Origin of the sequence: Citrobacter amalonaticus (genome assembly GCF_001559075.2) — a bacterium.
Taxonomy (GTDB): Bacteria; Pseudomonadota; Gammaproteobacteria; order Enterobacterales; family Enterobacteriaceae; genus Citrobacter_A; species Citrobacter_A amalonaticus_F.
In genome coordinates, this window is the sequence record NZ_CP014015.2 from 4629269 (window position 1) to 4652875 (window position 23607).

23 protein-coding genes and 1 riboswitch are annotated in these 23607 nt (G+C 55.1%); of the genes, 13 read left to right on the top strand and 10 right to left on the bottom strand.

The window, feature by feature from the left end:
• Positions 1-48: 48 nt before the first annotated feature.
• Entirely contained in the window at positions 49-1440 is a 1392-nt protein-coding gene (locus AL479_RS22320; RefSeq protein WP_061077705.1) for a NarK family nitrate/nitrite MFS transporter, read from the bottom strand.
• A 352-nt stretch (positions 1441-1792) separates the two neighbouring features.
• On the opposite strand from AL479_RS22320, the gene narX reads away from it, so the two are divergent.
• Positions 1793-3589, top strand: a complete 1797-nt coding sequence (narX, locus tag AL479_RS22330; protein WP_061077706.1) for a nitrate/nitrite two-component system sensor histidine kinase NarX — start codon at positions 1793-1795, stop codon at positions 3587-3589.
• Positions 3582-4232, top strand: a complete 651-nt coding sequence (gene narL, locus AL479_RS22335) for a two-component system response regulator NarL (RefSeq protein ID WP_061077707.1) — start codon at positions 3582-3584, stop codon at positions 4230-4232. Before narX ends, narL begins: the two co-directional genes overlap by 8 nt.
• Here narL and AL479_RS22340 read toward each other — a convergent pair whose 3' ends face one another.
• The gene (locus AL479_RS22340; RefSeq protein WP_061077708.1) at positions 4233-5639 is read right to left on the bottom strand and encodes a YchO/YchP family invasin; all 1407 of its coding nucleotides are present in this window, start codon (positions 5637-5639) and stop codon (positions 4233-4235) included.
• 208 nt (positions 5640-5847) lie between these two features.
• Here AL479_RS22340 and AL479_RS22345 point away from each other — a divergent pair, with 208 nt between their 5' ends.
• Together AL479_RS22345 and AL479_RS22350 are read left to right on the top strand one after the other, a co-directional pair.
• The gene (locus AL479_RS22345; protein ID WP_043000489.1) at positions 5848-6201 is read left to right on the top strand and encodes a DsrE/DsrF/TusD sulfur relay family protein; all 354 of its coding nucleotides are present in this window, start codon (positions 5848-5850) and stop codon (positions 6199-6201) included.
• A 262-nt stretch (positions 6202-6463) separates the two neighbouring features.
• Complete coding sequence (locus tag AL479_RS22350) at positions 6464-6709, top strand: DUF1883 domain-containing protein (protein ID WP_061077709.1); 246 nt, start codon at positions 6464-6466, stop codon at positions 6707-6709.
• Positions 6710-6757: 48 nt separating this feature from the next.
• Here the strand turns inward: AL479_RS22350 and AL479_RS22355 are convergent, their stop codons facing one another.
• Both AL479_RS22355 and chaB read right to left on the bottom strand, forming a co-directional pair.
• Positions 6758-7453: a gamma-glutamylcyclotransferase gene (locus AL479_RS22355; RefSeq protein WP_044257693.1), complete on the bottom strand. Its 696-nt coding sequence runs from the start codon at positions 7451-7453 to the stop codon at positions 6758-6760.
• Between the two features lie 196 nt (positions 7454-7649).
• Entirely contained in the window at positions 7650-7880 is a 231-nt protein-coding gene (gene chaB / locus AL479_RS22360) for a putative cation transport regulator ChaB (protein ID WP_061077710.1), read from the bottom strand.
• Positions 7881-8153: 273 nt separating this feature from the next.
• Between chaB and chaA the strand changes: the two genes are divergently transcribed.
• A complete protein-coding gene (gene chaA, locus AL479_RS22365) occupies positions 8154-9254 on the top strand; it encodes a sodium-potassium/proton antiporter ChaA (RefSeq protein ID WP_061077711.1) in 1101 nt (366 codons plus the stop codon).
• Positions 9255-9334: 80 nt separating this feature from the next.
• Here the strand turns inward: chaA and kdsA are convergent, their stop codons facing one another.
• Genes kdsA through hemA form a run of 6 tightly spaced genes read right to left on the bottom strand, consistent with a single transcriptional unit; the run spans position 9335 to position 14637 of the window.
• Positions 9335-10189: a 3-deoxy-8-phosphooctulonate synthase gene (gene kdsA, locus AL479_RS22370; protein ID WP_046481064.1), complete on the bottom strand. Its 855-nt coding sequence runs from the start codon at positions 10187-10189 to the stop codon at positions 9335-9337.
• A gap of 36 nt (positions 10190-10225) precedes the next feature.
• Positions 10226-11035, bottom strand: a complete 810-nt coding sequence (gene sirB1 / locus AL479_RS22375) for an invasion regulator SirB1 (RefSeq protein ID WP_046481065.1) — start codon at positions 11033-11035, stop codon at positions 10226-10228.
• 3 nt (positions 11036-11038) lie between these two features.
• Positions 11039-11431 carry an invasion regulator SirB2 gene (sirB2, locus tag AL479_RS22380; protein ID WP_061077712.1) on the bottom strand — a complete coding sequence of 131 codons (393 nt, stop codon included), beginning with the start codon at positions 11429-11431 and terminating at the stop codon, positions 11039-11041.
• Entirely contained in the window at positions 11428-12261 is an 834-nt protein-coding gene (prmC, locus tag AL479_RS22385; RefSeq protein ID WP_061077713.1) for a peptide chain release factor N(5)-glutamine methyltransferase, read from the bottom strand. The genes sirB2 and prmC overlap by 4 nt, the downstream gene beginning before the upstream one ends.
• On the bottom strand, positions 12261-13343 hold the full coding sequence (prfA, locus tag AL479_RS22390) for a peptide chain release factor 1 (protein ID WP_044257688.1): 1083 nt from the start codon (positions 13341-13343) through the stop codon (positions 12261-12263). Before prfA ends, prmC begins: the two co-directional genes overlap by 1 nt.
• Before the next feature lie 37 nt (positions 13344-13380).
• Positions 13381-14637, bottom strand: a complete 1257-nt coding sequence (hemA, locus tag AL479_RS22395) for a glutamyl-tRNA reductase (protein WP_061077714.1) — start codon at positions 14635-14637, stop codon at positions 13381-13383.
• Between the two features lie 201 nt (positions 14638-14838).
• On the opposite strand from hemA, the gene lolB reads away from it, so the two are divergent.
• From lolB to AL479_RS22440, 8 genes are all read left to right on the top strand, one after another.
• Positions 14839-15462 carry a lipoprotein insertase outer membrane protein LolB gene (lolB, locus tag AL479_RS22400; protein WP_061077715.1) on the top strand — a complete coding sequence of 208 codons (624 nt, stop codon included), beginning with the start codon at positions 14839-14841 and terminating at the stop codon, positions 15460-15462.
• Positions 15459-16310, top strand: coding sequence for a 4-(cytidine 5'-diphospho)-2-C-methyl-D-erythritol kinase (gene ispE, locus AL479_RS22405; RefSeq protein WP_061077716.1), 852 nt, complete (start codon positions 15459-15461; stop codon positions 16308-16310). Before lolB ends, ispE begins: the two co-directional genes overlap by 4 nt.
• A 266-nt stretch (positions 16311-16576) precedes the next feature.
• Positions 16577-17524, top strand: a complete 948-nt coding sequence (prs, locus tag AL479_RS22415; RefSeq protein WP_001518537.1) for a ribose-phosphate diphosphokinase — start codon at positions 16577-16579, stop codon at positions 17522-17524.
• 164 nt (positions 17525-17688) lie between these two features.
• Positions 17689-19341, top strand: coding sequence for a C4-dicarboxylic acid transporter DauA (gene dauA / locus AL479_RS22420; protein ID WP_061077717.1), 1653 nt, complete (start codon positions 17689-17691; stop codon positions 19339-19341).
• 147 nt (positions 19342-19488) lie between these two features.
• Positions 19489-19980 (top strand): GNAT family N-acetyltransferase, encoded by a 492-nt coding sequence (locus tag AL479_RS22425; RefSeq protein ID WP_061078049.1) that lies wholly within the window; start codon positions 19489-19491, stop codon positions 19978-19980.
• 178 nt (positions 19981-20158) lie between these two features.
• A riboswitch (cobalamin riboswitch) is annotated at positions 20159-20387 on the top strand.
• A gap of 219 nt (positions 20388-20606) precedes the next feature.
• Complete coding sequence (locus AL479_RS22430; protein ID WP_061077718.1) at positions 20607-21659, top strand: ABC transporter substrate-binding protein; 1053 nt, start codon at positions 20607-20609, stop codon at positions 21657-21659.
• 65 nt (positions 21660-21724) lie between these two features.
• Positions 21725-22792: a FecCD family ABC transporter permease gene (locus AL479_RS22435; RefSeq protein ID WP_061078050.1), complete on the top strand. Its 1068-nt coding sequence runs from the start codon at positions 21725-21727 to the stop codon at positions 22790-22792.
• Positions 22789-23604, top strand: a complete 816-nt coding sequence (locus tag AL479_RS22440; RefSeq protein ID WP_061077719.1) for an ABC transporter ATP-binding protein — start codon at positions 22789-22791, stop codon at positions 23602-23604. The genes AL479_RS22435 and AL479_RS22440 overlap by 4 nt, the downstream gene beginning before the upstream one ends.
• The last annotated feature ends 3 nt before the right edge of the window (positions 23605-23607 follow it).

Sequence of the window (23607 nt, forward strand, 5' to 3'; positions counted from 1 at the left end):
AAAAGCGCGGTCTAACGCCGCGCAATGGGGAATACATGACTGCTGTTTTTATTTTTTCGAATGTCGTCCGTATACCAACCAGGTGATAACCACACAGGCAATATAGAAGATCAGGAAGACTTTCATCGCGTCAACCGGTGAGCCGGTTAAGGCCAGCGAGGTACCAAACGCTTTCGGGATAAAGAAGCCGCCAATCGCCCCAATCGCAGAGATAAAGCCTAACGCTGCCGCCGTATCGGTCGCCGCTTCGCGCATCGCTTTCTCTTCAGAGCCGCCTTCAGCCTTCACGCGATCCATCGTCAGCTTACGGAAGATAACGGAGATCATCTGGAAGGTGGAACCGCTGCCCAGTCCGGCCGTCATGAACAAGGCAAGGAAGACCGCGAAGAAGGCAATGAAATTGCCGCCCGTGCCGTTGGTCGGTAAGGTCAGGAAAAGCAGGCCGCTGAAAATTGCCATCAGCACGAAGTTCACCAGCGTGACACGGGTCCCGCCTAAGCGGTCAGAGATCGCCCCGCCCGCAGAGCGCGCCAGCGCGCCGACCAGAGGACCAAAAAATGCATAATGCAGGATCTGAATCTCCGGGAACTGGGTCTTTGACAGCATCGCAAAACCTGCGGAAAACCCAATGAACGAGCCGAATGTCGCCAGATAGAGCAGGCTCATGATCCACAGGTGACCGCGCTTGAGAACCGGCAATTGCTCTTTTAGTGATGCTTTTGAGGTCGCCAGTTCGTTCATACCAAACCAGGCCGCCAGCGTGAAGAAGGCGAGGAACGGTACCCAGATCCATGCGGCATTCGCCAGATACAGTTGCGAACCATCCGGCTGCTCAACGCCGTGACTGCCAAAGACAGCGAAGATTGACAGCGAGACCACCAGCGGCGCAACCAGTTGCATCACGCTGACGCCCATATTTCCCAAACCGCCGTTCAGCCCCAGCGCACCGCCCTGCTTCTGCTTTGGAAAGAAGAAGCTGATGTTCGCCATACTGGAGGCAAAGTTTGCGCCGGCAAAACCGCAAAGCAGGGAGATCAGGATAAAGGTACTGAACGGTGTGGACGTATCCTGCACAGCAAACCCTAACCAGACGCACGGAATAATCAGGATCCCGGTACTGAACGCGGTCCAGCGACGACCGCCGAAGACCGGTACCATAAAGGAGTAAGGCACACGTAATAACGCGCCGGAGACCGACGGTAACGCCGTCAGCATAAACAACTGTTCAGTGGTAAAGTTGAAACCGACTTTCGGCAGATTCACCGCAACAGCACTGAACAACATCCAGACGCAAAACGCCAGCAGCAGACAGGGGACGGAAATCCACAGGTTGCGACTGGCGATACGATGACCCCGCTGTGCCCAGAATGCCGGATCTTCCGGCCGCCATTCTGTGATTACAGCTCCAGATGCCCTTTCCGGGGCGGATGAGTGACTCATAGACACCTCTGATACTCGATTCGATGCCTGCAACATTAGGGTTTACAGCGCGAGGTAAGTTGATATAAATCAAAGGAAAAGTTGTCGATATCACAACGAAAAAATCATGATCACCCTAAGTGAGTAGGATAATCCGCCAAAAAATACGTGGTTTTTCACAGTGCTGCCTGTCGCTGCTACCCCCTTCCTCAAATCCCCTCCGAACACGGCAATTAAGAGGTAACTCGCTTTAGGTATGGGTATACTCCAGGGGATGGTCGAGAATAACGCCACTGCCGATTCTGCCCGGCAGTCTCGTCATTCATTGAGGTTTCCCCATTCGCTGTCCGGAGACCTGAAGGAAGAAGGTTTTATGCTAAAACGTTGTCTCTCTCCGCTCACGCTGGTTAACCAGGTGGCGCTCATTGTGATGCTCTCTACCGCTATCGGCGTAGCGGGTATGGCGGTCTCTGGCTGGCTGGTTCAGGGCGTCCAGGGTAGCGCGCACGCCATTAATAAAGCCGGATCGCTGCGGATGCAAAGCTATCGCCTGCTCGCCGCGGTACCACTGCGCGCTGACGACCAGAAATGGGTTGATGAGATGGAACAGACCGCGTTTAGTCCTGAACTGACCCGCGCGGCAGAACGCGACGGCCAGCAGGAGCAACTGCGCGCACTCCAGGATTACTGGCATCGCGAACTCTCCCCCGGCCTGCAGCAGGCCCGCAGCAGAGACGCCGTCGCCGCCGACGTTAACCAGTTTGTCGCTGGCCTTGATCGGCTCGTCTCCGCGTTTGACCACACCACCGAAATGCGCATCGAACGCGTGGTGATGGTGCACCGGGTGATGGCGATTTTCATGGCACTGCTGCTGGTCTTTACCATTATCTGGCTGCGGGCACGTCTGCTCCAGCCGTGGAAACAACTGCTGTCGATGGCCCGCGCGGTCAGCCAGCGCGATTTTACTCAGCGCGCACAGATCGGCGGGCGCAATGAGATGGCGATGCTCGGCGACGCGCTTAATAACATGTCCGACGAACTGGCGGAAAGCTATTCGGTGCTCGAACAACGCGTCAGAGAAAAAACGGCCGGGCTGGAGCAGAAAAACCAGATCCTCTCTTTTCTCTGGCAGGCCAACCGCCGTCTGCATTCGCCAGTGCCGCTTTGCGAACGTCTCTCCCCGGTGCTGAACGGTTTGCAAAACCTGACCCAAATGCATGACATCGAACTGCGGGTTTATGACCAGGAAGATGAAGAGAACCATCAGGAATTTACCTGCCAGTCCGATATCAGCTGTGATGATAAAGGGTGTCATCTCTGCCCACGCGAGTCGCTGCCCCCGAGTGAAGGGGGAATGACGCTGAAATGGCGCTTAACGGACACCCATACCCAGTACGGCATTTTGCTGGCGACCCTGCCGCAGGGGCGTCACCTGAGTCACGATCAGCAGCAACTGGTGGATACCGTCGTGGAACAGCTCACCGCCACGCTGGCGCTGGATCGCAATCAGGAACGTCAGCAGCAGTTGATTGTCATGGAAGAGCGTGCAACCATTGCGCGCGAACTGCATGATTCTATTGCACAATCGCTGTCCTGTATGAAGATGCAGGTCAGTTGCCTGCAAATGCAGGGAGAGACGTTGCCGGACAGCAGCCGCGACCTGCTGAGCCAGATCCGCAACGAACTGAATGCGTCATGGGCGCAGTTGCGCGAACTGTTGACGACGTTCCGCTTACGGCTGACCGAACCCGGTCTGCGCCCCGCGCTGGAAGCCAGCTGTCAGGAATACAGCGCCCGTTTTGGTTTTACGGTGAAACTGGATTACCAGTTACCCCCGCGTCTGGTGCCTTCGCATCAGGCGATTCACCTGCTGCAAATTGCCCGCGAAGCCTTAAGCAATGCGCTTAAGCACTCTCACGCTGATGACGTGGTGGTCACCGTGGCGCTGAAAGGCAAGCAGGTAAAATTGACTGTACAGGACAACGGCTGCGGCGTTCCTGAGAACGCCGAACGCAGTAACCACTATGGCATGATCATTATGCGCGACCGGGCACAGAGCCTGCGCGGAGATTGTCAGGTACGCCGTCGCGAGACGGGAGGCACTGAAGTCGCTGTCACTTTTATTCCCGAAAAATACTTCACAGAAGTTCAAGGAGATACCCATGAATAATCAGGAACCGGCAACTATCCTGCTCATCGACGATCATCCGATGTTGCGGACCGGCGTCAAACAGCTTGTCAGCATGGCGCCCGATATCACCGTGGTCGGTGAAGCCAGCAACGGCGAACAGGGTATCGAACTGGCCGAATCGCTTGACCCGGATCTGATCCTGCTCGACCTGAACATGCCGGGAATGAACGGGCTGGAAACCCTCGACAAATTACGCGAGAAAGCGCTGTCCGGACGGATCGTCGTCTTCAGCGTGTCGAATCATGAGGAAGATGTCGTGACGGCGCTCAAGCGCGGGGCTGATGGCTATCTGCTGAAGGATATGGAACCGGAAGATCTGCTTAAGTCGTTACAGCAGGCTGCCGCCGGAGAGATGGTCTTAAGCGAAGCGTTAACGCCGGTGCTGGCTGCCAGCCTGCGCGCCAACCGCGCCACCTCCGATCGCGATGTCAGCCAATTGACTCCGCGTGAACGTGACATTCTCAAGCTTATCGCCCAGGGCCTGCCGAACAAAATGATTGCCCGCCGCCTGGATATCACCGAGAGCACGGTGAAAGTCCACGTGAAGCATATGCTGAAGAAGATGAAGCTTAAATCACGTGTTGAAGCGGCAGTGTGGGTGCATCAGGAACGTATCTTCTGATTACTCCTCCGGGAGCAACCTCCAGCGCGGATCGTCCTCAGGCATTGCCATAAAGGGCTCCGTCAGCGTGAGCGTGATCTCATTGGAAGAGACACGCTGCCCCTTCTCATCTTCCACCACCACCGACAATCGCCAGCGATTACTCGCGCCTTCACGGCTGTCCCAGGCCGGCATGATGACCGTCCAGCCCTCAACGCTTTCTGCATTTTCCCCCGCCGTCAGGCTCAGCGCCTGCATGTCCCCCTGCCAGGTGACATGACGAACGCCATGCAGACTACGCACCTGTAATTTTAGCGGCACCGTTTCGCCCGGATGCAGATCCCACGGTGGGGTTGCCAGAAATACGCTCAGGGTTTTGCGTTGACGATACTCCATCGTCGGCAGGTTGTTGCGCTGCGGGTGATCATAACGGCTTCCGCGCAGCGACTGACTTTCCGCCACTTCGCTGGCAGCCAGTTGTTTTTTCAGCGGTACGCCGAAGCGGTAGTTCAGGTTCAGCCCGAGGTTGTTCTGGCTGAGACCGCTCTCCCCCTGCTTGTGCTGAGCGGTGACCGTGACCAGCGGGACCGGGGTATAGTTCAGCCCCAGCTTCACCGCCACCGGATTGTGATAGCCCGTTCCGGAATCGAACAGATCGACGCTGTCGCCAAAGTATTGCTCCACGCTGACGCTGGTATTGAGATATTCATAAAACGGCATACGCATTTCAGCCGTGACGTCGTAACCGCGCGCCATTCGTTGCTCCAGCGTCGGCGTATGGGCGCGCCATGAGGCAAACGGCTGGTAATAATTAGCCGACAGCCGCAGGTATTCCCCCCACGCTTCAGCACCCAGTCCACCACGCTGGAGGTTTTCATCGAGCAGATTATCGTAGAAAGTGTTATAGCCGAGCAGCCAGCCATCGCGTGCCCAGCGCTGGCCGATACCCACATTACTCACCAGCCCGTCATCCTGCCGGGTGAGTCCCAGTTGACTCCAGGTGAGGTAGCGCGAGTTATCCTGCCAGGGGACAAACCAGCTTCCGCGACTCCCGTTGAAATTGCCTTCGTTATCGACCTGCACGTTGACGCTGGCCTTCCCCCACGGCGACAGCCAGGATTCCAGTTGTTGATTCACCTGCTCACTCACCGCGTCGCGCACCTGACCAAAGGCAAACTGCTTTGCCTGCTCGCCGGTGTCCAGACCGTTGTCGATCATGCTCGCCTCGCCAAAGGCTTTCACCATCTCAGCGAAATGTTTTTCGCCCTCATGCGATTCGAGGGCCATGCCCAGATCGGGCAACCCGTCCTGGTTATTATCAAAGGGATTTTCGGCCTGTTGCATAAAGGAGGATTGCGCACTGGCGGGACCGCCTGCCAGCAGCAAGAGTAACCAGAGAGGGATGGAATGCGATACAAAATGACTCAAATCGACGATAGCTTCTTACGGAATGCAGTTAACTTAACCCCTGAAAGCTTACCTGACTCCCCGTCGTTTTGCAGGTTTTCTCACACTTTCAGGAATATCCTTACTCTTGCCAGGCTCTCCTTTTCCTCAGACTTTCGTTGGTATCACCCCGCTTGCGCGGTAACATAACTGACTGGCAACACAAACTTCCCCGCTAACAGGAGTCAACATGCAAAAGATAGTGATCATTGCCAACGGTGCGGCATACGGTAGCGAATCGTTATTCAACAGCCTGCGGCTGGCGATCGCGTTACGTGAGCAGGCGAGCGACCTCGACCTGCGTCTGTTTCTGATGTCGGATGCCGTTACGGCGGGTTTGCGCGGTCAGAAGCCCACAGAAGGCTATAACATCCAGCAGATGCTGGAGATCCTTACTGCCCAGAACGTCCCGGTAAAACTGTGCAAAACCTGCACGGACGGGCGCGGGATCACGACGCTGCCGCTGATTGACGGCGTGGAAGTCGGTACGCTGGTGGAACTGGCACAATGGACGCTGGCCGCCGACAAAGTGCTGACCTTCTGACCCCCCTTTCAGGCAAGCTTGCTGAAACATCCGGTTATTTCCGAATTTAATCTTATTGGGGCGTATCTTTACCAAAAGTAAGTGCGCCCGATCACGCTTTTCTCCGGGATTTTGTCACTATTGTTTAATCGTTATGCCATTTTTTGATCAAAATCAGCATCCGAAGCCTAACTCTTTGGTGTTATTCCTCATGGGTAAAATGTGAACAACATCACGCAGCACTTCCGAAAGGAAGTACGTTGTTTTCAATACGGGGTGAGAAATGGCATTAGTAAAGGCAAGTTTGAAGTTATTTGGTGGGGATACCGTGGTCGTTCGCTGTTCGGAGCGTTGCCACATCCATCTGATGAGCGAAAAAAATCACGTTAAAGACGCGCAGACCGACATATTAAGCGTGCAGAACCGTGATAACGCATGGTTGACCGTACCGTATACCGGCGTCTGGAATGTTCTGATCGACAGCCATAGCCAGTCGCTTGAACATTCCATCAGTTATATTGCCGCCTGATATGCAAATGGCCCGGTAGCGCTTACGCCTGCCGGGCCGACATAAGTCTCACGCGAAACCCGGTCGCAAAACACCTTCAGGCAGAGACTCCCCTAACAAACCGCGCACGTTAGTCACCAGATCGTTAAGACACTCATCCTGCATCCCCAGTTTCTGCAACTCCTGTTCGAGCGAAAACAGGTACTGCGCGTTGGTGCCAAGCGGCCCACTGGCAGCGGCAATCAACGGGGCGATAATTTGCGCACGCGTGTCCGACTCATACAGCGGATGGCGCGGATCCATAATAAATACCAGCGCATTCACCGTTCGCCCGTCGTCCAACGCCAGTTGGCACCAGGTCGGCAGATAGCAGCCGGTGATCATTTCGCGCTTCCACAACAGGGTTAATTCCTGCTCAAGCGAGGCATCCGGGAGACGATAAGCCACACCGGTGGTGCGTCCGCCCTCTTTGAGTGCAAGCATTCGTCCCGGCTGGCACGCGGTTCCGCGCCCTGCCGTGAGACGCAGGCAAAATGCCCGATGCCATCCCACCAGCGTACCGGTACATGACTCCTCAAATTCTAACGCCGGGTTCCACATCAACGATCCATAACCGAAGATCCACACCGGTCCATCATCTGGTCGACAGGCCAGCGTCGCCGCAAGGGACGCTGCACGTTGCTCTGCTGACCATAAGAGTGATTCTTCAATAGCACCAAATGCCGTTTTACAATCGGCATTCATCAAGAAATCACGCGTTAACACCTTACACCTCCGCCACTGCATACTTCCCTGCGACAACTTTTTGACGCCTTCCGGGCATTTTAACTGCTCATTTTGAAACCAATATCACGACAATATGCAATTCATGGGCCGCTTGCAAGGCAGCAACGGTTACGGGTAGCACGATTCGCCTACGCGTTCACGGGGGCTATAGCGTTAGACCTTATAATTGAAGTGGTTAGGTTTTCTTATGCCACTTATCATCTTCACCTTTGGCATACTCTTTTTTCACTGCCGACCACGCCACCTTATGTGCGGTCTCTTCCCGACTGGCATCATCGCGGCGATCGGCTTTGTCCTTGTACTGCTCCCAGGCGCTATTGAACGCCTCTTTGTAGATCTCCTGGGCATGGGCGGGTAAGACGTGTTGTACGCTGTCTGGCAGATCTTTTTTTGCTTGATAAGGCATCATTGACTCCGCTTTTTGGCTAAACCTTAAGTGTGGTCAACCCTGACCGCCTCTGCCACTACAATAAGGTTTATTCGTCCTACAGCCAGCATAAGCTTCTGTTATTTAAACACTATCTAAACAAGAGTTTCTCTTTCTGTCGTTTTAAAGGTGAAAGGCCGAAATGCCGTAAAATTTCGTAAAATATCACCGTAAAGCCTGCGTTTTCTGTTATTTTTTACACTCTTTATTACATTTATAACTAAAATCGACCTGCAGAGATGGAGAGCATTCATGACACATGCACATGAGGCGGTGAAAACCCGCCATAAGGAGACATCGCTTATTTTCCCGGTTGTGGCGCTGGTAGTGCTGTTCCTTTGGGGAGGCAGCCATTCACTACCAGCGGTAATCGGAATTAACCTTCTTGCCCTGATTGGTATCTTAAGCAGCGCCTTTAGCGTTGTTCGTCACGCCGACGTACTGGCTCATCGCCTCGGCGAACCCTACGGCTCACTCATTCTGAGTCTGTCCGTGGTTATTCTTGAAGTCAGCCTGATCTCAGCGCTGATGGCGACCGGCGATGCGGCGCCTACGCTGATGCGCGACACGCTCTATTCCATCATCATGATTGTCACGGGTGGTCTGGTGGGCTTTTCGTTGTTACTGGGCGGGCGTAAGTTCGCCACTCAGTATATGAATCTGTTCGGTATTAAACAGTATCTTATTGCCCTGTTTCCGCTGGCGATTATCGTGCTGGTGTTTCCGATGGCGCTGCCCGGCGCGAATTTCACCACCGGCCAGGCGCTGTTGGTGGCCTTAATTTCTGCTGCGATGTACGGCGTATTCCTGCTCATCCAGACCAAGACGCACCAGAGTCTGTTTGTTTATGAGCACGAAGATGACAGCGATGACGACGACCCCCACCACGGTAAGCCTTCTGCGCACAGCAATCTGTGGCATGCCGTCTGGTTGGTGATCCATCTGATTGCGGTGATTGCCGTCACCAAGATGAACGCAAACCCGCTGGAGACACTGCTGACCGAACTGAACGCCCCGGTCGCCTTTACCGGTTTCCTGGTCGCGCTGCTGATCCTTTCCCCGGAAGGGCTTGGGGCGCTGAAAGCAGTGCTGAATAACCAGGTACAGCGCGCAATGAATCTGTTCTTTGGTTCCGTGCTGGCCACTATCTCCCTGACGGTACCGGTGGTCACGCTGATTGCGTGGGCTACAGGGAATGACCTGGTGTTCGGCTTAGGCGCACCAGAAATGGTAGTGATGGTGGCGTCGCTGGTGCTGTGCCATATCTCGTTCTCAACGGGGCGCACTAACGTACTGAACGGTGCGGCGCATCTGGCGCTGTTTGCCGCCTATCTGATGACCATCTTTGCCTGATATAAAAAAGCCCGATGGCGCTAACACGCTTATCGGGCCTACATCTTGCCCGATGCAATATCGGGCACACAATCTTTCAATTAGTTCTCGGTATCGAGCTCGTCGAAGCTTTTCACCAGATCGTCAACCGCTTTCATCTGCACCAGGAACTGTTCCAGCTTCGCCAGCGGCAGCGCGGACGGGCCGTCGCATTTCGCGTTGGCCGGATCCGGGTGCGCTTCGATGAACAGACCGGCCAGACCGACCGCCATACCGGCACGCGCCAGCTCAGTCACCTGACCACGACGGCCGCCAGAAGCGGCGCCAAACGGGTCGCGGCACTGCAGCGCGTGGGTCACGTCGAAAATCACCGGGCTGTTACCGGAAACTTTCTTCATTACGCTGAAGCCCAGCATATCGACAACCAGGTTGTCATAACCGAAGTTTGCCCCACGGTCGCACAGGATCACCTTGTCGTTACCGCCTTCATGGAATTTATCCACGATATTGCCCATCTGACCCGGGCTTACGAACTGCGGTTTCTTCACGTTGATGACCGCGCCGGTTTTCGCCATCGCTTCCACCAGATCGGTCTGACGCGCGAGGAACGCCGGTAACTGAATCACATCCACAACGTCAGCGACAGGCTGCGCCTGGCTGGCTTCATGAACGTCGGTGATCACTTTCACGCCAAAGGTCTGCTTCAGTTCCTGGAAGATTTTCATCCCTTCTTCCAGGCCCGGTCCACGGTAGGAGTGGATAGAGGAACGGTTGGCTTTATCAAAAGAGGCCTTGAACACGTAAGGGATACCCAGTTTCTGGGTAACGGTCACGTAGTGCTCACAAATGCGCATCGCCAGATCGCGCGATTCCAGCACGTTCATCCCGCCAAACAGCACGAACGGCAGATCGTTTGCTACCTTGATGTCGCCAATGCTAACCACTTTTTGTTTCATAGGATCGCCTTAATGATGAGTAAGAATGTCGATAAATTAATGCAGGACAATTTGCTTATGCGAGATGTTATTAATCTGCGCACGAATCATTTCGCTGATCGGGTCTTCCGGACACTGCTCAACGAAATAGCTTAAATCGGTCAGCGCGACATGTTCACATTCCAGTTGCGCGTAAATTAAGCCCCGGTCACGTATTTCATACGGATCTTCCGGGTTAAATTGCAGTAACGCCTCGCTCGCTCGCAGCGCCAGCTCCATCTGCTGTTCTTCCATTAAGGAAGATTTCAGCGTGTCCAGCAGCTTGCGAATCACTTCCGCGTTATCCGCTTCATCCAGGTCCTCGTTAAATAACTCAGCGACCGGGCTGATATTCCCCTTCAGCCACACTTCCAGCGTATGCTCATTCAACGTTTCGCCGTTAAACGGGTTGATGAGCCACATTTCGCCTTCCAGCGACTCAATACGCAAAATAAGCTGCGTCGGGAAGATCACCGGCACCAGCGGCAATGACAGCCGGTTGGCAATCCACAATAAGATTGCCCCCAGTGATACCGCACTGCCCTGGCGGTTCTTCAGTACCTGGTCAAGCCATAGCGCGTCGGACAGACGGTAAACGCCGCGGGTGTCAGTAAAACCCCACTCGCCGTAGAAAAGTGCCAGCAATTTTTCCAGTTGCTCATCCTGAGACAAAAGCTGGCTAATTTCTTCTTGCGCCTGGCTGACCAGACGTTCCAGCTCGTCATAGACAGTTTGCGAAGGGAAATCCAGGCGGATCGATTCCGATGCCAGGATCATCCCGTCGCACAATGGCGCTTTATTAAATTCGAAATCAGCTAACGACCTCATGACTTACCCCAGTAACGGTATTTTTGTGGTGGCGAGTTTAATGATGATGTACAGCACCACCAGCGCCAGCGGGAACGCGATTAATCGCGCCTGCCGACTGCGCGCCCGACGGTAATCGAGCGCAATAAAACCCAAAACGATGTAAATGATAACTCCAAACAGCTTCTCAGTCAGCCATGTCCCCTGTTCTGTGAATGGCAGGATGTGCGTTTTAGCGATCAACCCCACACCACTGAGCAACAAAACGGTGTCAACCATCGGTGGGACAACGCGCGTCCAGCGCGCGTGAGCCCGCGCAGAGTGACATTCACGCCACCCATAACGCAACACAAACAGACTAACGGAAAGCGCAATGCTGATAAGGTGAACCCCAAGCAGGAGCGTAATGCTGTTCATACGGGCTTACGTCCGAGCGTAAGGCGTTCGTTGTCGCTATAATCGCGACAGGTTTCTACCGCCTGGTAGCCCGCGCGAATAAAGGCGTCTCGCACCGCGGCACCCTGCTGCCAGCCATGCTCGATCAGCAGAAAACCGCCCGCTTCCAGCCGCGTGCGAGATTGCTCGATGATGTGCACAATGTCGGCCATTCCGCAGTCACCGGCGACCAGGGCACTCAGCGGTTCGAAGCGAACATCGCCCTGCGCCAGATGCGGATCCTGCTCGTCAATGTAGGGCGGATTGCTGACAATCATCGCAAACTGCTGCCCCGACAAGGCGCTAAACCAGTCGCTTTGCAGAATGTGGACGTTATTGATCGCCAGATGGGCCGCATTACGCTGCGCCAGCGCAACGGCATCCGGCATCCTGTCAACCGCCGTGACCTCGCAGTCAGGACGCTCAGACGCCAGCGCCAGCGCAATCGCGCCGGTGCCGGTACCAAGATCGAGAATGCGGCACGGACTTGATGGCAGTCGCGCCAGCGCCTGCTCCACCAGACATTCGGTATCCGGACGCGGGATCAACGTGGCCGGTGAAACAAACAGCGGCAACGACCAGAATTCCCGCACGCCGGTTAAGTGCGCGATCGGTTCACCCCGCTGACGGCGAGACAGCAGCGTCGCCAGCTGTGCCTGCTGGGCGTCGGTCAACGGCGTTTCGCCAAACGCCAGTATCCAGGTGCGCCCTTTTCCGGTCACGAATTCGAGTAAGATCTCGGCATCGCGACGTGGGCTTTCACTCTCCTGTAGCTGGCTTATCGCCTCACGTAACCAGTGCTGAAAATCCATTATTCCTGCTCGGACAGCGCCGCCAGTTGGTCAGCCTGGTATTCCTGCACGATCGGCTCAATCAGCATATCCAGTTTGCCTTCCATTGCTTCATCCAGACGGTAGAGCGTCAGGTTGATGCGGTGATCGGTCACACGCCCCTGCGGGAAGTTGTAGGTCCGGTTGCGGTCGCTGCGGTCGCCGCTGCCCAGCAGGTTACGACGGGTTGACGCTTCGGCCTGCTGGCGTTTCGCCACTTCTGCCGCGCGAATACGCGCGCCGAGCACCGAGAGCGCTTTGGCTTTGTTCTTGTGCTGCGAACGTTCATCCTGACACTCCACCACAATGCCGGTCGGCAGGTGGGTAATACGGATGGCGGAGTCGGTGGTGTTAACGTGCTGACCACCCGCCCCGGAGGAACGGAAAGTATCAATACGCAGATCGGCCGGGTTGATATCCGGCAGTTCGGCTTCCGGCAGCTCCGGCATCACCGCCACGGTGCAGGCAGAGGTGTGGATACGCCCCTGTGATTCCGTTGCCGGTACGCGCTGCACGCGATGCCCGCCGGACTCAAACTTCAGTCGACCATAGACGCCGTCGCCACTGATCTTGGCGATAATCTCTTTATAGCCGCCGTGCTCGCCTTCGCTGGCGCTCATGATCTCCACGCGCCAGCGACGCGTTTCGGCATAGCGGCTGTACATGCGGAACAGATCGCCGGCAAACAAGGCCGCTTCATCACCGCCGGTCCCGGCGCGAACTTCCAGAAACGCATTGCGTTCATCATCCGGATCTTTCGGCAGCAGCAATACCTGTAGCTGCTGTTCCAGTTGTTCACTCTTGTCTTTCGCTTCGCGCAGTTCTTCCTGCGCCATTTCACGCATTTCAGGATCGTCGAGCATCATTTGTGCTGTTTCGATATCGTCCTGAATCTGTTGCCAGTCCGTAAAACAGCGAGAAACATCGCTTAGCTGTGCATACTCGCGCGACAGTGCGCGAAAACGTTCCTGGTCTGCGATGGTTCCCGCATCACCCAGCAGCGCCTGAACTTCTTCATGGCGTTCATGCAGGGCTTCCAGTTTGGCAACGATAGAAGGCTTCATAGGCGTAAATGCACCTTGTAAAAAGAAGGATGTGTTGCTACTCCAGCCCGAGGCTGTCGCGCAAGATATTCAGGCGTTCGTCATCCCCGTCACGGGCAGCCTGCTGAAGAGATTTGGTTGGCGCATGGATCAGGCGGTTGGTCAGTTTCCATGCCAGATCCTGCATAATGGCCTGCGCGTCGCCGCCCTGCTCCAGAGCAGCAAGCGCTTTTGCGGTCAGTTCATCCCGTACGTGCTCAGACTGACTCCGGTATTCACGAATGGTTTCACTGGCGCCCTGAGCGCGCAGCCAGGCCATAAACTCGCTGGTTTCCTGCGCGACAATCGTTTCGGCTTCCACTGCCGCGGCTTTGCGCTGCGCCAGGTTGTGCGAAATGATGCTTTGCAGATCGTCAACGCTATAGAGATAGGCGTTAGCCAGTTTGCCGACTTCCGGTTCGACATCGCGCGGAACGGCGATATCCACCAGCAGCATCGGCTGATTGCGGCGACTTTTCAGCGCGCGCTCCACCATCCCTTTGCCAATGATAGGCAGCGGGCTGGCGGTTGAACTGATGATAATGTCAGCTTCCCGCAGACGTTCGTCGATGTCGCTGAGTGCGATCACTTCGGCGCCCACTTCATCGGCCAGAACCTGCGCCCGCTCGCGGGTGCGGTTGGCGATGATCATCTTCTGCACTTTGTGTTCGCGCAGATGGCGCGCCACCAGCTCGATGGTTTCGCCTGCGCCGACCAGCAGCACGGTGACTGTGGAAAGCGATTCAAAGATTTGGCGCGCCAGCGTACAGGCGGCAAACGCAACGGACACGGCGCTGGCGCCGATATCGGTTTCGGTACGGACCCGTTTGGCGACGGAGAAAGATTTCTGGAACATACGTTCCAGCGCGCTGGCGTTCAGGTGACCTTTTTGCGAATCCGCAAAGGCTTTTTTCACCTGACCGAGGATCTGTGGTTCACCGAGTACCAGTGAATCCAGACCGCTGGCGACACGCATCAGATGGCTGACCGCATCGTTATCCTGATGCCAGTAGAGACTGCTGCGCAGCTCCTCTTCATTAAGATTGTGGTAATCACATAACCAACGAATCAGCGCTTCCTGCAGGTTGTCCTGCTCTTCCACGCTAAGATACAGCTCCGTGCGGTTACACGTCGACAAAACCACGCCGCCCTGCACCATTGGCTGCGCAAGCAGGCTTTCCAGCGCCTGATCGAGCGTATCCGGCGAAAACGTTACGCGTTCTCGCAGCGATACAGGTGCCGTCTTATGGTTAATGCCGAGCGCTAAAAGGGTCATGTCTGCGGGAGTAGTACCAGCGTTGATATGGTTAGTCTGCTCGCATCATACAGGATGCGCGGAATCAATAAAAGAGAGCGCCCCCTTTTGGAGTAATCGCTGACCGCTTAAATTAAGATAACGTGAACGTAGACGATATACCCGCGCGGCGCTAGCATTAAGGGTTATTATTGCAACGTATCACAAGGATTCGTCATCATTATGACCCTGCCCGATTTTCGCCTGATCCGCCTGCTTCCGCTGGCAACCCTGGTTCTGACCGCCTGTACGATCAACGCGCCGAAAGGCCCGGGGAAAAGTCCGGACTCTCCTCAATGGCGGCAGCATCAGCAGGAGGTCCGTCAATTGAATCAGTATCAGACGCGCGGCGCGTTTGCCTATATTTCCGACGAGCAGAAGGTCTATGCGCGCTTTTTCTGGCAACAGACCGGCCAGGATCGCTATCGCCTGCTGCTGACCAACCCGCTTGGCAGCACCGAGCTTGAACTGAACGCGCAGCCGGGTAACGTGCAGTTGATGGACAATAAAGGCCAGCGCTATACCGCTGATGATGCCGAAGAGATGATCGGCAAGCTGACCGGCATGCCGATTCCGCTGAACAGCCTGCGTCAGTGGATCCTTGGCCTGCCTGGCGACGCGACCGACTATAAACTCGACGACCAGTACCGCCTGAGCGAAGTGAACTACCGCCAGGACGGAAAAAACTGGAAGGTGGTCTACAGCGCGTACGACAGCAAAACCACCCCGGCGATGCCAGCCAATATGGAACTGTCCGACGGCGCTCAGCGTATCAAGCTGAAAATGGATAACTGGATTGTAAAATGATGACCCAGTGGCCCTCTCCGGCAAAACTGAATCTGTTTTTATACATCACCGGACGACGTGCGGACGGTTATCACACGCTGCAAACGCTGTTTCAGTTTCTCGATTATGGCGACACCCTCAGCCTGGAACCGCGCCGCGACGGCGAAATTCATCTCCTGACGCCGGTTGACGGCGTGGCGCATGAAGACAACCTGATCGTCCGCGCCGCGCGACTGCTGATGAAAACAGCTGCAGAGCGTGGTCGGCTGCCAGCCGGTAGCGGTGCGGATATCCGTATCGAAAAGCGTCTGCCGATGGGCGGAGGCCTGGGCGGCGGATCGTCAAACGCGGCAACCGCGCTGGTCGCGCTAAACCATCTCTGGCAGTGTGGTCTGTCGCTGGACGAACTGGCCGCGCTCGGATTAACGCTCGGGGCTGATGTTCCGGTGTTTGTCCGCGGACACGCCGCCTTTGCCGAAGGCGTCGGAGAGATCCTGACGCCGGTGGAACCGGCCGAAAAATGGTATCTGGTGGCGCATCCTGGCGTCAGCATTCCTACGCCGATGATTTTTAACGATCCCGACCTCCCCCGTAATACGCCAAAAAGGTCAATAGAAACGTTATTAAAATGTGAATTCAGCAATGATTGCGAGGTTATCGCAAGAAAACGTTTTCGCGAGGTTGATGCGGCGCTTTCCTGGCTGTTAGAATACGCGCCGTCGCGCCTGACTGGTACAGGAGCCTGTGTCTTTGCTGAATTCGATACAGAGTCTCGTGCCCGGCAGGTGCTTGAGCAAGCCCCGGAATGGCTCAATGCCTTTGTGGCGAAGGGTGTCAACCTCTCTCCACTGCATAGAGCGTTACTCTGAATCATTGACGTTTCAGTACGTTGGCGAGATGACGAATTGCCAGGCGCATACACCCGTATGTGACTGGTGTGAGGCCTTGAAGCCAGCGCGCATAAAACATGAATGATGACGGGTAAGCCGGGCAAGCTGAGTTTCGGTGACAACGTCACCCTGTTCCAGACGTTGCATCGCGCTCGTTAATACACCGCATGGAGAGAGTGCTGCCTGGCCCGCACAGTTTTTGGCAAACTCTTTCCACCAATGGACGCATGCCTGAGGTTCTTCTCGTGCCTGATATGAAGCTTTTTGCTGGTAACGCCACCCCGGAACTAGCACAACGTATTGCCAACCGCCTGTACACTTCTCTCGGCGACGCCGCTGTAGGTCGCTTTAGCGACGGCGAAGTCAGCGTACAAATTAACGAAAATGTACGCGGTGGTGATATTTTCATCATCCAGTCCACTTGTGCTCCAACGAACGACAACCTGATGGAATTGGTCGTTATGGTTGATGCCCTGCGCCGTGCTTCCGCAGGCCGTATCACCGCCGTTATCCCTTACTTTGGCTATGCGCGCCAGGATCGTCGTGTACGTTCCGCCCGTGTGCCGATTACGGCAAAAGTTGTCGCTGACTTCCTGTCCAGCGTCGGCGTTGACCGCGTTCTGACCGTTGACCTGCATGCTGAACAAATCCAGGGCTTCTTCGACGTACCGGTTGATAACGTATTTGGTAGCCCCATTCTGTTAGAAGATATGCTGCAGCTGAATCTGGATAACCCGATTGTGGTTTCTCCGGACATCGGTGGCGTCGTGCGTGCCCGCGCTATCGCTAAGCTGCTCAATGACACCGATATGGCGATCATCGACAAACGCCGTCCGCGTGCAAACGTCTCTCAGGTGATGCACATCATCGGTGACGTTGCAGGTCGTGACTGCGTCCTGGTTGACGATATGATCGACACCGGTGGTACGCTGTGTAAAGCAGCTGAAGCGCTGAAAGAACGTGGTGCAAAACGCGTATTCGCTTACGCCACTCACCCGATCTTCTCAGGCAATGCGGCAAACAACCTGCGTAACTCTGTGATTGATGAAGTTGTTGTCTGCGATACCATTCCGCTGACCGACGAAATCAAAGCACTGCCGAACGTGCGTACGTTGACCCTGTCGGGTATGCTGGCCGAAGCGATTCGTCGTATCAGCAACGAAGAATCAATTTCTGCTATGTTCGAGCATTAATCGAACCCGGCTCAAAGACCCGCTGCGGCGGGTTTTTTTATCTGTAACCTTTATTTGTATGACTTATGCCTCCTTCACCTGCCAACCCGCCATTTCATTGAGTTGACAGATGATGCGCTCATGGATGAAACATTATTGTGAACAGAATTTTTTCCTCACATGTGATGCCTTTCCGCGCCCTCATCGACGCTTGCTGGAAGGAAAAATATACCGCCTCACGGTTTACCCGTGATGTGATTGCCGGGATCACCGTCGGGATTATTGCTATCCCGCTGGCGATGGCGCTGGCTATCGGGAGCGGTGTCGCGCCGCAGTACGGACTTTATACCTCCGCTGTGGCCGGGATTGTTATTGCCTTAACCGGGGGCTCGCGTTTTAGCGTTTCAGGCCCGACCGCCGCGTTTGTGGTGATCCTCTATCCCGTTTCGCAACAATTTGGGCTGGCAGGCCTGCTTGTCGCGACGCTGATGTCCGGGGTCTTCCTGATCCTCTTTGGCCTGGCCCGCTTTGGCCGCCTGATTGAGTACATCCCGGTCTCGGTTACCTTAGGTTTTACCTCAGGGATTGGTATCACCATTGGTACCATGCAAATCAAAGATTTCCTCGGTCTGCAGATGGCCCACGTCCCGGAACACTATCTGCAAAAAGTCGGCGCGCTCTTCATGGCTCTGCCGACCATTAACCTGGGCGATGCCGCCATCGGGGTGGTCACGCTGGGTACGCTGATGATGTGGCCGCGTCTGGGCATTCGCCTGCCAGGTCACCTGCCCGCCCTGCTCGCCGGCTGTGCCGTCATGGGGATCATCAACCTGCTGGGCGGCCACGTTGCCACCATTGGTTCTCAGTTCCACTATATTCTCGCCGACGGCTCACAGGGCAACGGGATCCCGCAACTGCTGCCGCAACTGGTGCTGCCGTGGAATCTACCGGATTCTGACTTCACATTGAGCTGGGATTCCCTGCGCGCCCTGCTTCCGGCGGCATTCTCAATGGCCATGCTGGGGGCGATCGAGTCCCTGCTCTGCGCCGTGGTGCTCGACGGGATGACCGGCACGAAACACAAAGCCAACAGCGAACTGATTGGCCAGGGACTCGGTAATATTGTCGCCCCCTTCTTTGGTGGGATTACCGCAACGGCGGCAATTGCCCGTTCGGCAGCAAACGTCCGCGCTGGCGCAACGTCCCCCATTTCCGCGGTGATCCACGCGCTGCTGGTGATCATGGCGCTGCTGGCGCTGGCGCCGTTGCTTTCATGGCTGCCGTTGTCGGCGATGGCGGCCCTGCTGCTGATGGTGGCCTGGAACATGAGCGAAGCGCACAAAGTTGTGGATTTGCTGCGTCATGCGCCCAAAGACGACATCATTGTGATGATGATGTGTATGTCGCTGACGGTGCTGTTTGACATGGTCATTGCCATCAGCGTCGGGATTGTGCTGGCCTCGTTACTGTTTATGCGCCGTATCGCGCGCATGACGCGACTGGCAGCGGTGAACGTCGAAGTACCCGAAGATGTGCTGGTGCTGCGCGTGATCGGCCCGCTGTTCTTTGCGGCCGCGGAAGGATTGTTTACCGATCTGGAGTCGCGCATCGAAGGCAAGCGCATTGTCGTACTGAAATGGGACGCGGTACCGGTGCTGGACGCTGGCGGTCTCGATGCCTTCCAGCGCTTTGTGAAAAGATTGCCAGAAGGCTGCGAGCTGCGCGTAAGTAACCTCGAGTTCCAGCCGCTGCGCACGATGGCGCGCGCTGGTATTAAACCGATTCCGGGTCGTCTGGCCTTCTTCCCGAACCGCGACGCGGCGCTGGCTGATTTATAATCTTTTTGCGATTACCGGTCTGTTCCTGTACAGGCCGGTAACATTTTCCGCTCTGCCCCCTGTTTTTCCCCTCCCGTGTTGTTATTATCTGCTTTCTGTTCCTGCGAATAAGAGTGACAACTCGTGATTTCATTTACGCTACGTGAAATGACCGGAGAAGATATTCCGGCGGTTCAGTTATTTCTGATTCAACATCTGAACGAGTTCTTTGCGGCGGACAGGCCAGTCCCTGATGCCGGACAGGATGTTTTTAACCTGCAACAGCAGTATATTCAACAGCAGCGGAATGTATTGCTGTGTGCCTGGAGCGAAAAGCATGAACTCATTGCTACCCTGGCCGTCTGCCAATATGACGACCGCATTACCGAACTTCGCGGACGCTATATTTTGACAGAAACGGCAGAAATTTGTCGCTGCTATGTGGACAAACGTTATCGCAGAAAAGGTATTGGGGGTCAGTTACTCGCTTTTGCTGAAACATTCTGCGAGCAACAGCAGTACAACTTATTATACTTACATACCCACCATTTTTTACCGGGAGGTTATTCATTCTGGCGACGTAATCATTTTCAGGTTGTAATGGATATGCACGATGACTGGCAATTAGTGCATATGGAGAGATCACATAAATTAGCATGAATAAGAATATTACTTGATCAACGTCAATCAATTCTCATTTAGCTTTTCACTATGACGTTTCGTTATCCAGAATTTTATTACCAGATAAAACATAACTCATTGATATTTAATAAATAGACATTATTTATCTCAAACAAACCCTTCTTTCCCCTTGCGATTGATCTTGTTAACAAATGCCGATACAGTCTTTTCCGACAGCATTTCATTACACCAACATTGTAATGAATAGGAACATGGTGCGGATTATTACAATCCCATGCCATGACTGCCCCCGCAACTGTAGGCGGATGCAGAATATCCTCGTGCAGCATATTTTGTTGCAGGTCACTGTAAAGCGAATCTTTATGGGAAGGCCGATATTCTGATTACCGTGAGTCAGGAGACCTGCTGTCAAATTTATGCCCCATTGAGTGGACGGGATGGTCCATGTGATGATTTATTTGATATAAGCCACCGTGAAAGAGTGAATCAGATTTCTGACTGAACTGCTGACTTTCTTTATTTTCATAACGTCATGCGTAAATTTCACGATGTCCTGTCATCTATCGTCATGAACTCTCCCGATATATGGAACGATATAATCCATGACCAGACGTTCAGATTCTGGCATGAACGGGATGATAATAATGCACGCTAATGTTACCTCTGTACCTTATAAAAAAATGCTTCTGGTTGTTGCTGGTACCGCGCTGTTTCTCACCTCAGGTCTTTCTCATGCAGCCAAAACGGAATATCCATTGACGATAAAAAACTGTGGTCGGGATATCACGTTTAACGCAGCGCCAAAACGTGTGGCCACCGTAGGACAAAACAGCACTGAGATCCTGTATGCGCTGGGCCTGGCCGATCGAGTGGTAGGCACATCGCTGTGGTTCGGGCCTGTTCCCGACGCGTATAAGGCGGCAAATGACAAGATTGCAGTTATTGCCCAGAACATCCCCAGCTTCGAAGGCATCATTGCCAAAAAACCAGATCTGGTCGCCAGCCAGTTCGAATGGCAGATCGGTCCTGCGGGCACGGTGGCCTCTTATGAACAGTTCAGCGAACTGAAGGTCCCGGTCTATACCGCACCGGCAGACTGCGCGAAAGATAACGAAGATGGCGGTGACGGCGTGCGCAAAGGCATGTTTGATATCGCAATGGTCTATCAGGAAGTGGCCGACTTAGCGACGATCTTCGACGTTCAGGATAAGGGCAACGAACTGATTGCCAGCCTCAAAGCACGTGAAACGGCAGCGAAAAACAAAATCGCCGGGATGGACAACAACGTCTCCGCCGTTTTCTGGTTCTCCAGCGCCGACCTGCAACTGGATCCCTACGTCGCCGGGAAATTAGGACCTGCCGCCTGGATTGCGCAGACCCTGGGTATCAAAAACGTCATTGATTCCGCCGAAGAATGGCCAACGGTCGGTTGGGAAACCATCGCCAAAGCCCAGCCGACAGTGATTGTGCTGGGGGAAATGAGTCGCCGGCGTTTCCCGGCCGATGACTGGCAGGTGAAAATGGAATATTTGAAATCCGACCCGGTCACCCAACTGATCCCCGCCGTTAAAGCCGATCATTTACCGGTGATTGATGTACAGACTATGAATGCCGGAATCAGAACGATCGACGGTGTTGAGAAACTGGCTGACGCCCTGGTTGAGTACGGTTTAGCGCATCCTCAGGCCGCGCATTAATCCTCGTTTCGCGCCAGATCCCGACGGGTCCGGCGCGTTTTATGCACTCCGAAACGCAGGTCACTATGAGCGATTTACGCAGGACGCGTCACGCCGTCAGTCGGTTAGCGGTCAATGTTTGCGCCCACGCCCTCTGGGTTAGCGTGCTGATGTGCGGCGTCCTGCTGGCAGGGATCGCCATTGGCGAGACGTTTATTCCCTGGCAGCACGTACTCAACACGCTGGCAAATCATCTGTTTGACACCCATTATCCGGTTGATGCACTGGATGCCGGGATTGTCTGGAACTATCGCCTGACCCGTGCGCTGGTCTCCGCCAGTTGTGGCGCCTGCCTGGCCGTGTCGGGCGTGGTTTTACAGTCGTTACTGCGCAATGCGCTTGCCGAGCCGTATCTGCTGGGCATTTCCGCAGGCGCCTCAACCGGTGCGGTGTTGGTTGCGCTGACCGGACTGGGTGCCGGGATGATCAGCATGTCGTTCGGCGCATTTGTCGGTGCCCTGACCGCCTTTTTGTTTGTGGCCCTTCTGGCGGTAGCGGCAGGCGGCAGGCAAGGCGGTGGGGTTACGACGCAAATCATTCTCGCCGGGATTGCCAGCTCCCAGTTATTCAATGCGCTGACCTCACTGATCATCACCCGCTCTGCCAACGCGGAACAGGCACGCGGCATTATGTTCTGGTTGCTCGGGAATCTGAGCGGCGTCCGCTGGCCCGATGTGGTACTGGCAATCCCCACCGCGTTAGTTGGCGTTGCGATATGTTTCTGTTATGCCCGTCATCTGGATGCCTTCTCTTTTGGCGCGGAGTCCGCCGCCTCACTGGGGATTCCGGTAAAACGCACTCGTGGCGTGCTGATTGCCGCCGTAACCGGTATGACGGCCATTATGGTCTCCATCGTCGGCGCAATTGGCTTTGTGGGACTGGTGATCCCTCACGCCGCCCGTCTGCTGGTAGGCAATCAGCACCATCGTCTGCTGCCTGTCAGCGCGCTGATCGGCGCCATTTTCCTGATCGTCGCCGATGTCATCTCCCGCACGCTTCTCCCCGGACAAGTTCTGCCCATCGGCGTCATTACGGCTCTGGTCGGCGCGCCCGCGTTTTCCATCATCCTGATCAGAGGAAACCCGACCAAATGACCGTTAATCCTGTACCGACTCCGGTTGCCGCCTGCGACGCGATGATTCAGGCGGAATGTCTGCACTGGCAGGTGAAAGGCAAAGTGATTGTCAATGACGTTTCACTCCGCGTGGCGCCGGGGGAGTTTGTCGGCATTATCGGCCCCAATGGCTCCGGGAAAACGTCGCTGATTTCGTTGCTGGCCGGTCTACTGAAGCCCACCGCCGGTCACATCCTGTTGCAGCAAAAAGCGCTGCATCGCTATTCACGCCGTCAACTGGCGCAGCAAGTCGCGCTGGTTGAGCAGCAGGCAGAAACCAGTGAGCGCCTGACCGCGCTACAGGCCGTCTCGCTGGGACGAACCCCGTGGCTGAGCCTGCTGAATCCGTGGTCGGACAACGATGACAATATCGTCCAGACCATGCTGGAGAAAGTCGATCTTCAGCATCTTCGCCATCGTTGCTGGCACACCTTTTCCGGCGGCGAAAAACAACGCCTGCATATTGCCCGCGCGCTCGCTCAGCAGCCACAACTGCTGCTGATGGACGAACCCACGAATCACCTCGACATTCAACATCAGATTGGCCTTCTCAGCCTGGTGAAACGCGAAAAACTGACGGTTGTCGCCGCTCTCCACGATCTCAATCATGCTGCCATGTTCTGCGATCGCATCATCGTGATGAACGCCGGTCGTCTGGAAATGCAGGGCCGTCCCTGCGCCATTTTCACCCGCGAGAATCTCCGCGCCTGGTTTGGCATTGACGCTATCGTCGAGCGCGATCCCCATGGTGCGAACTGTTTTATTCGTTATCAAAGACCTGAAGAAGCCTAAGGA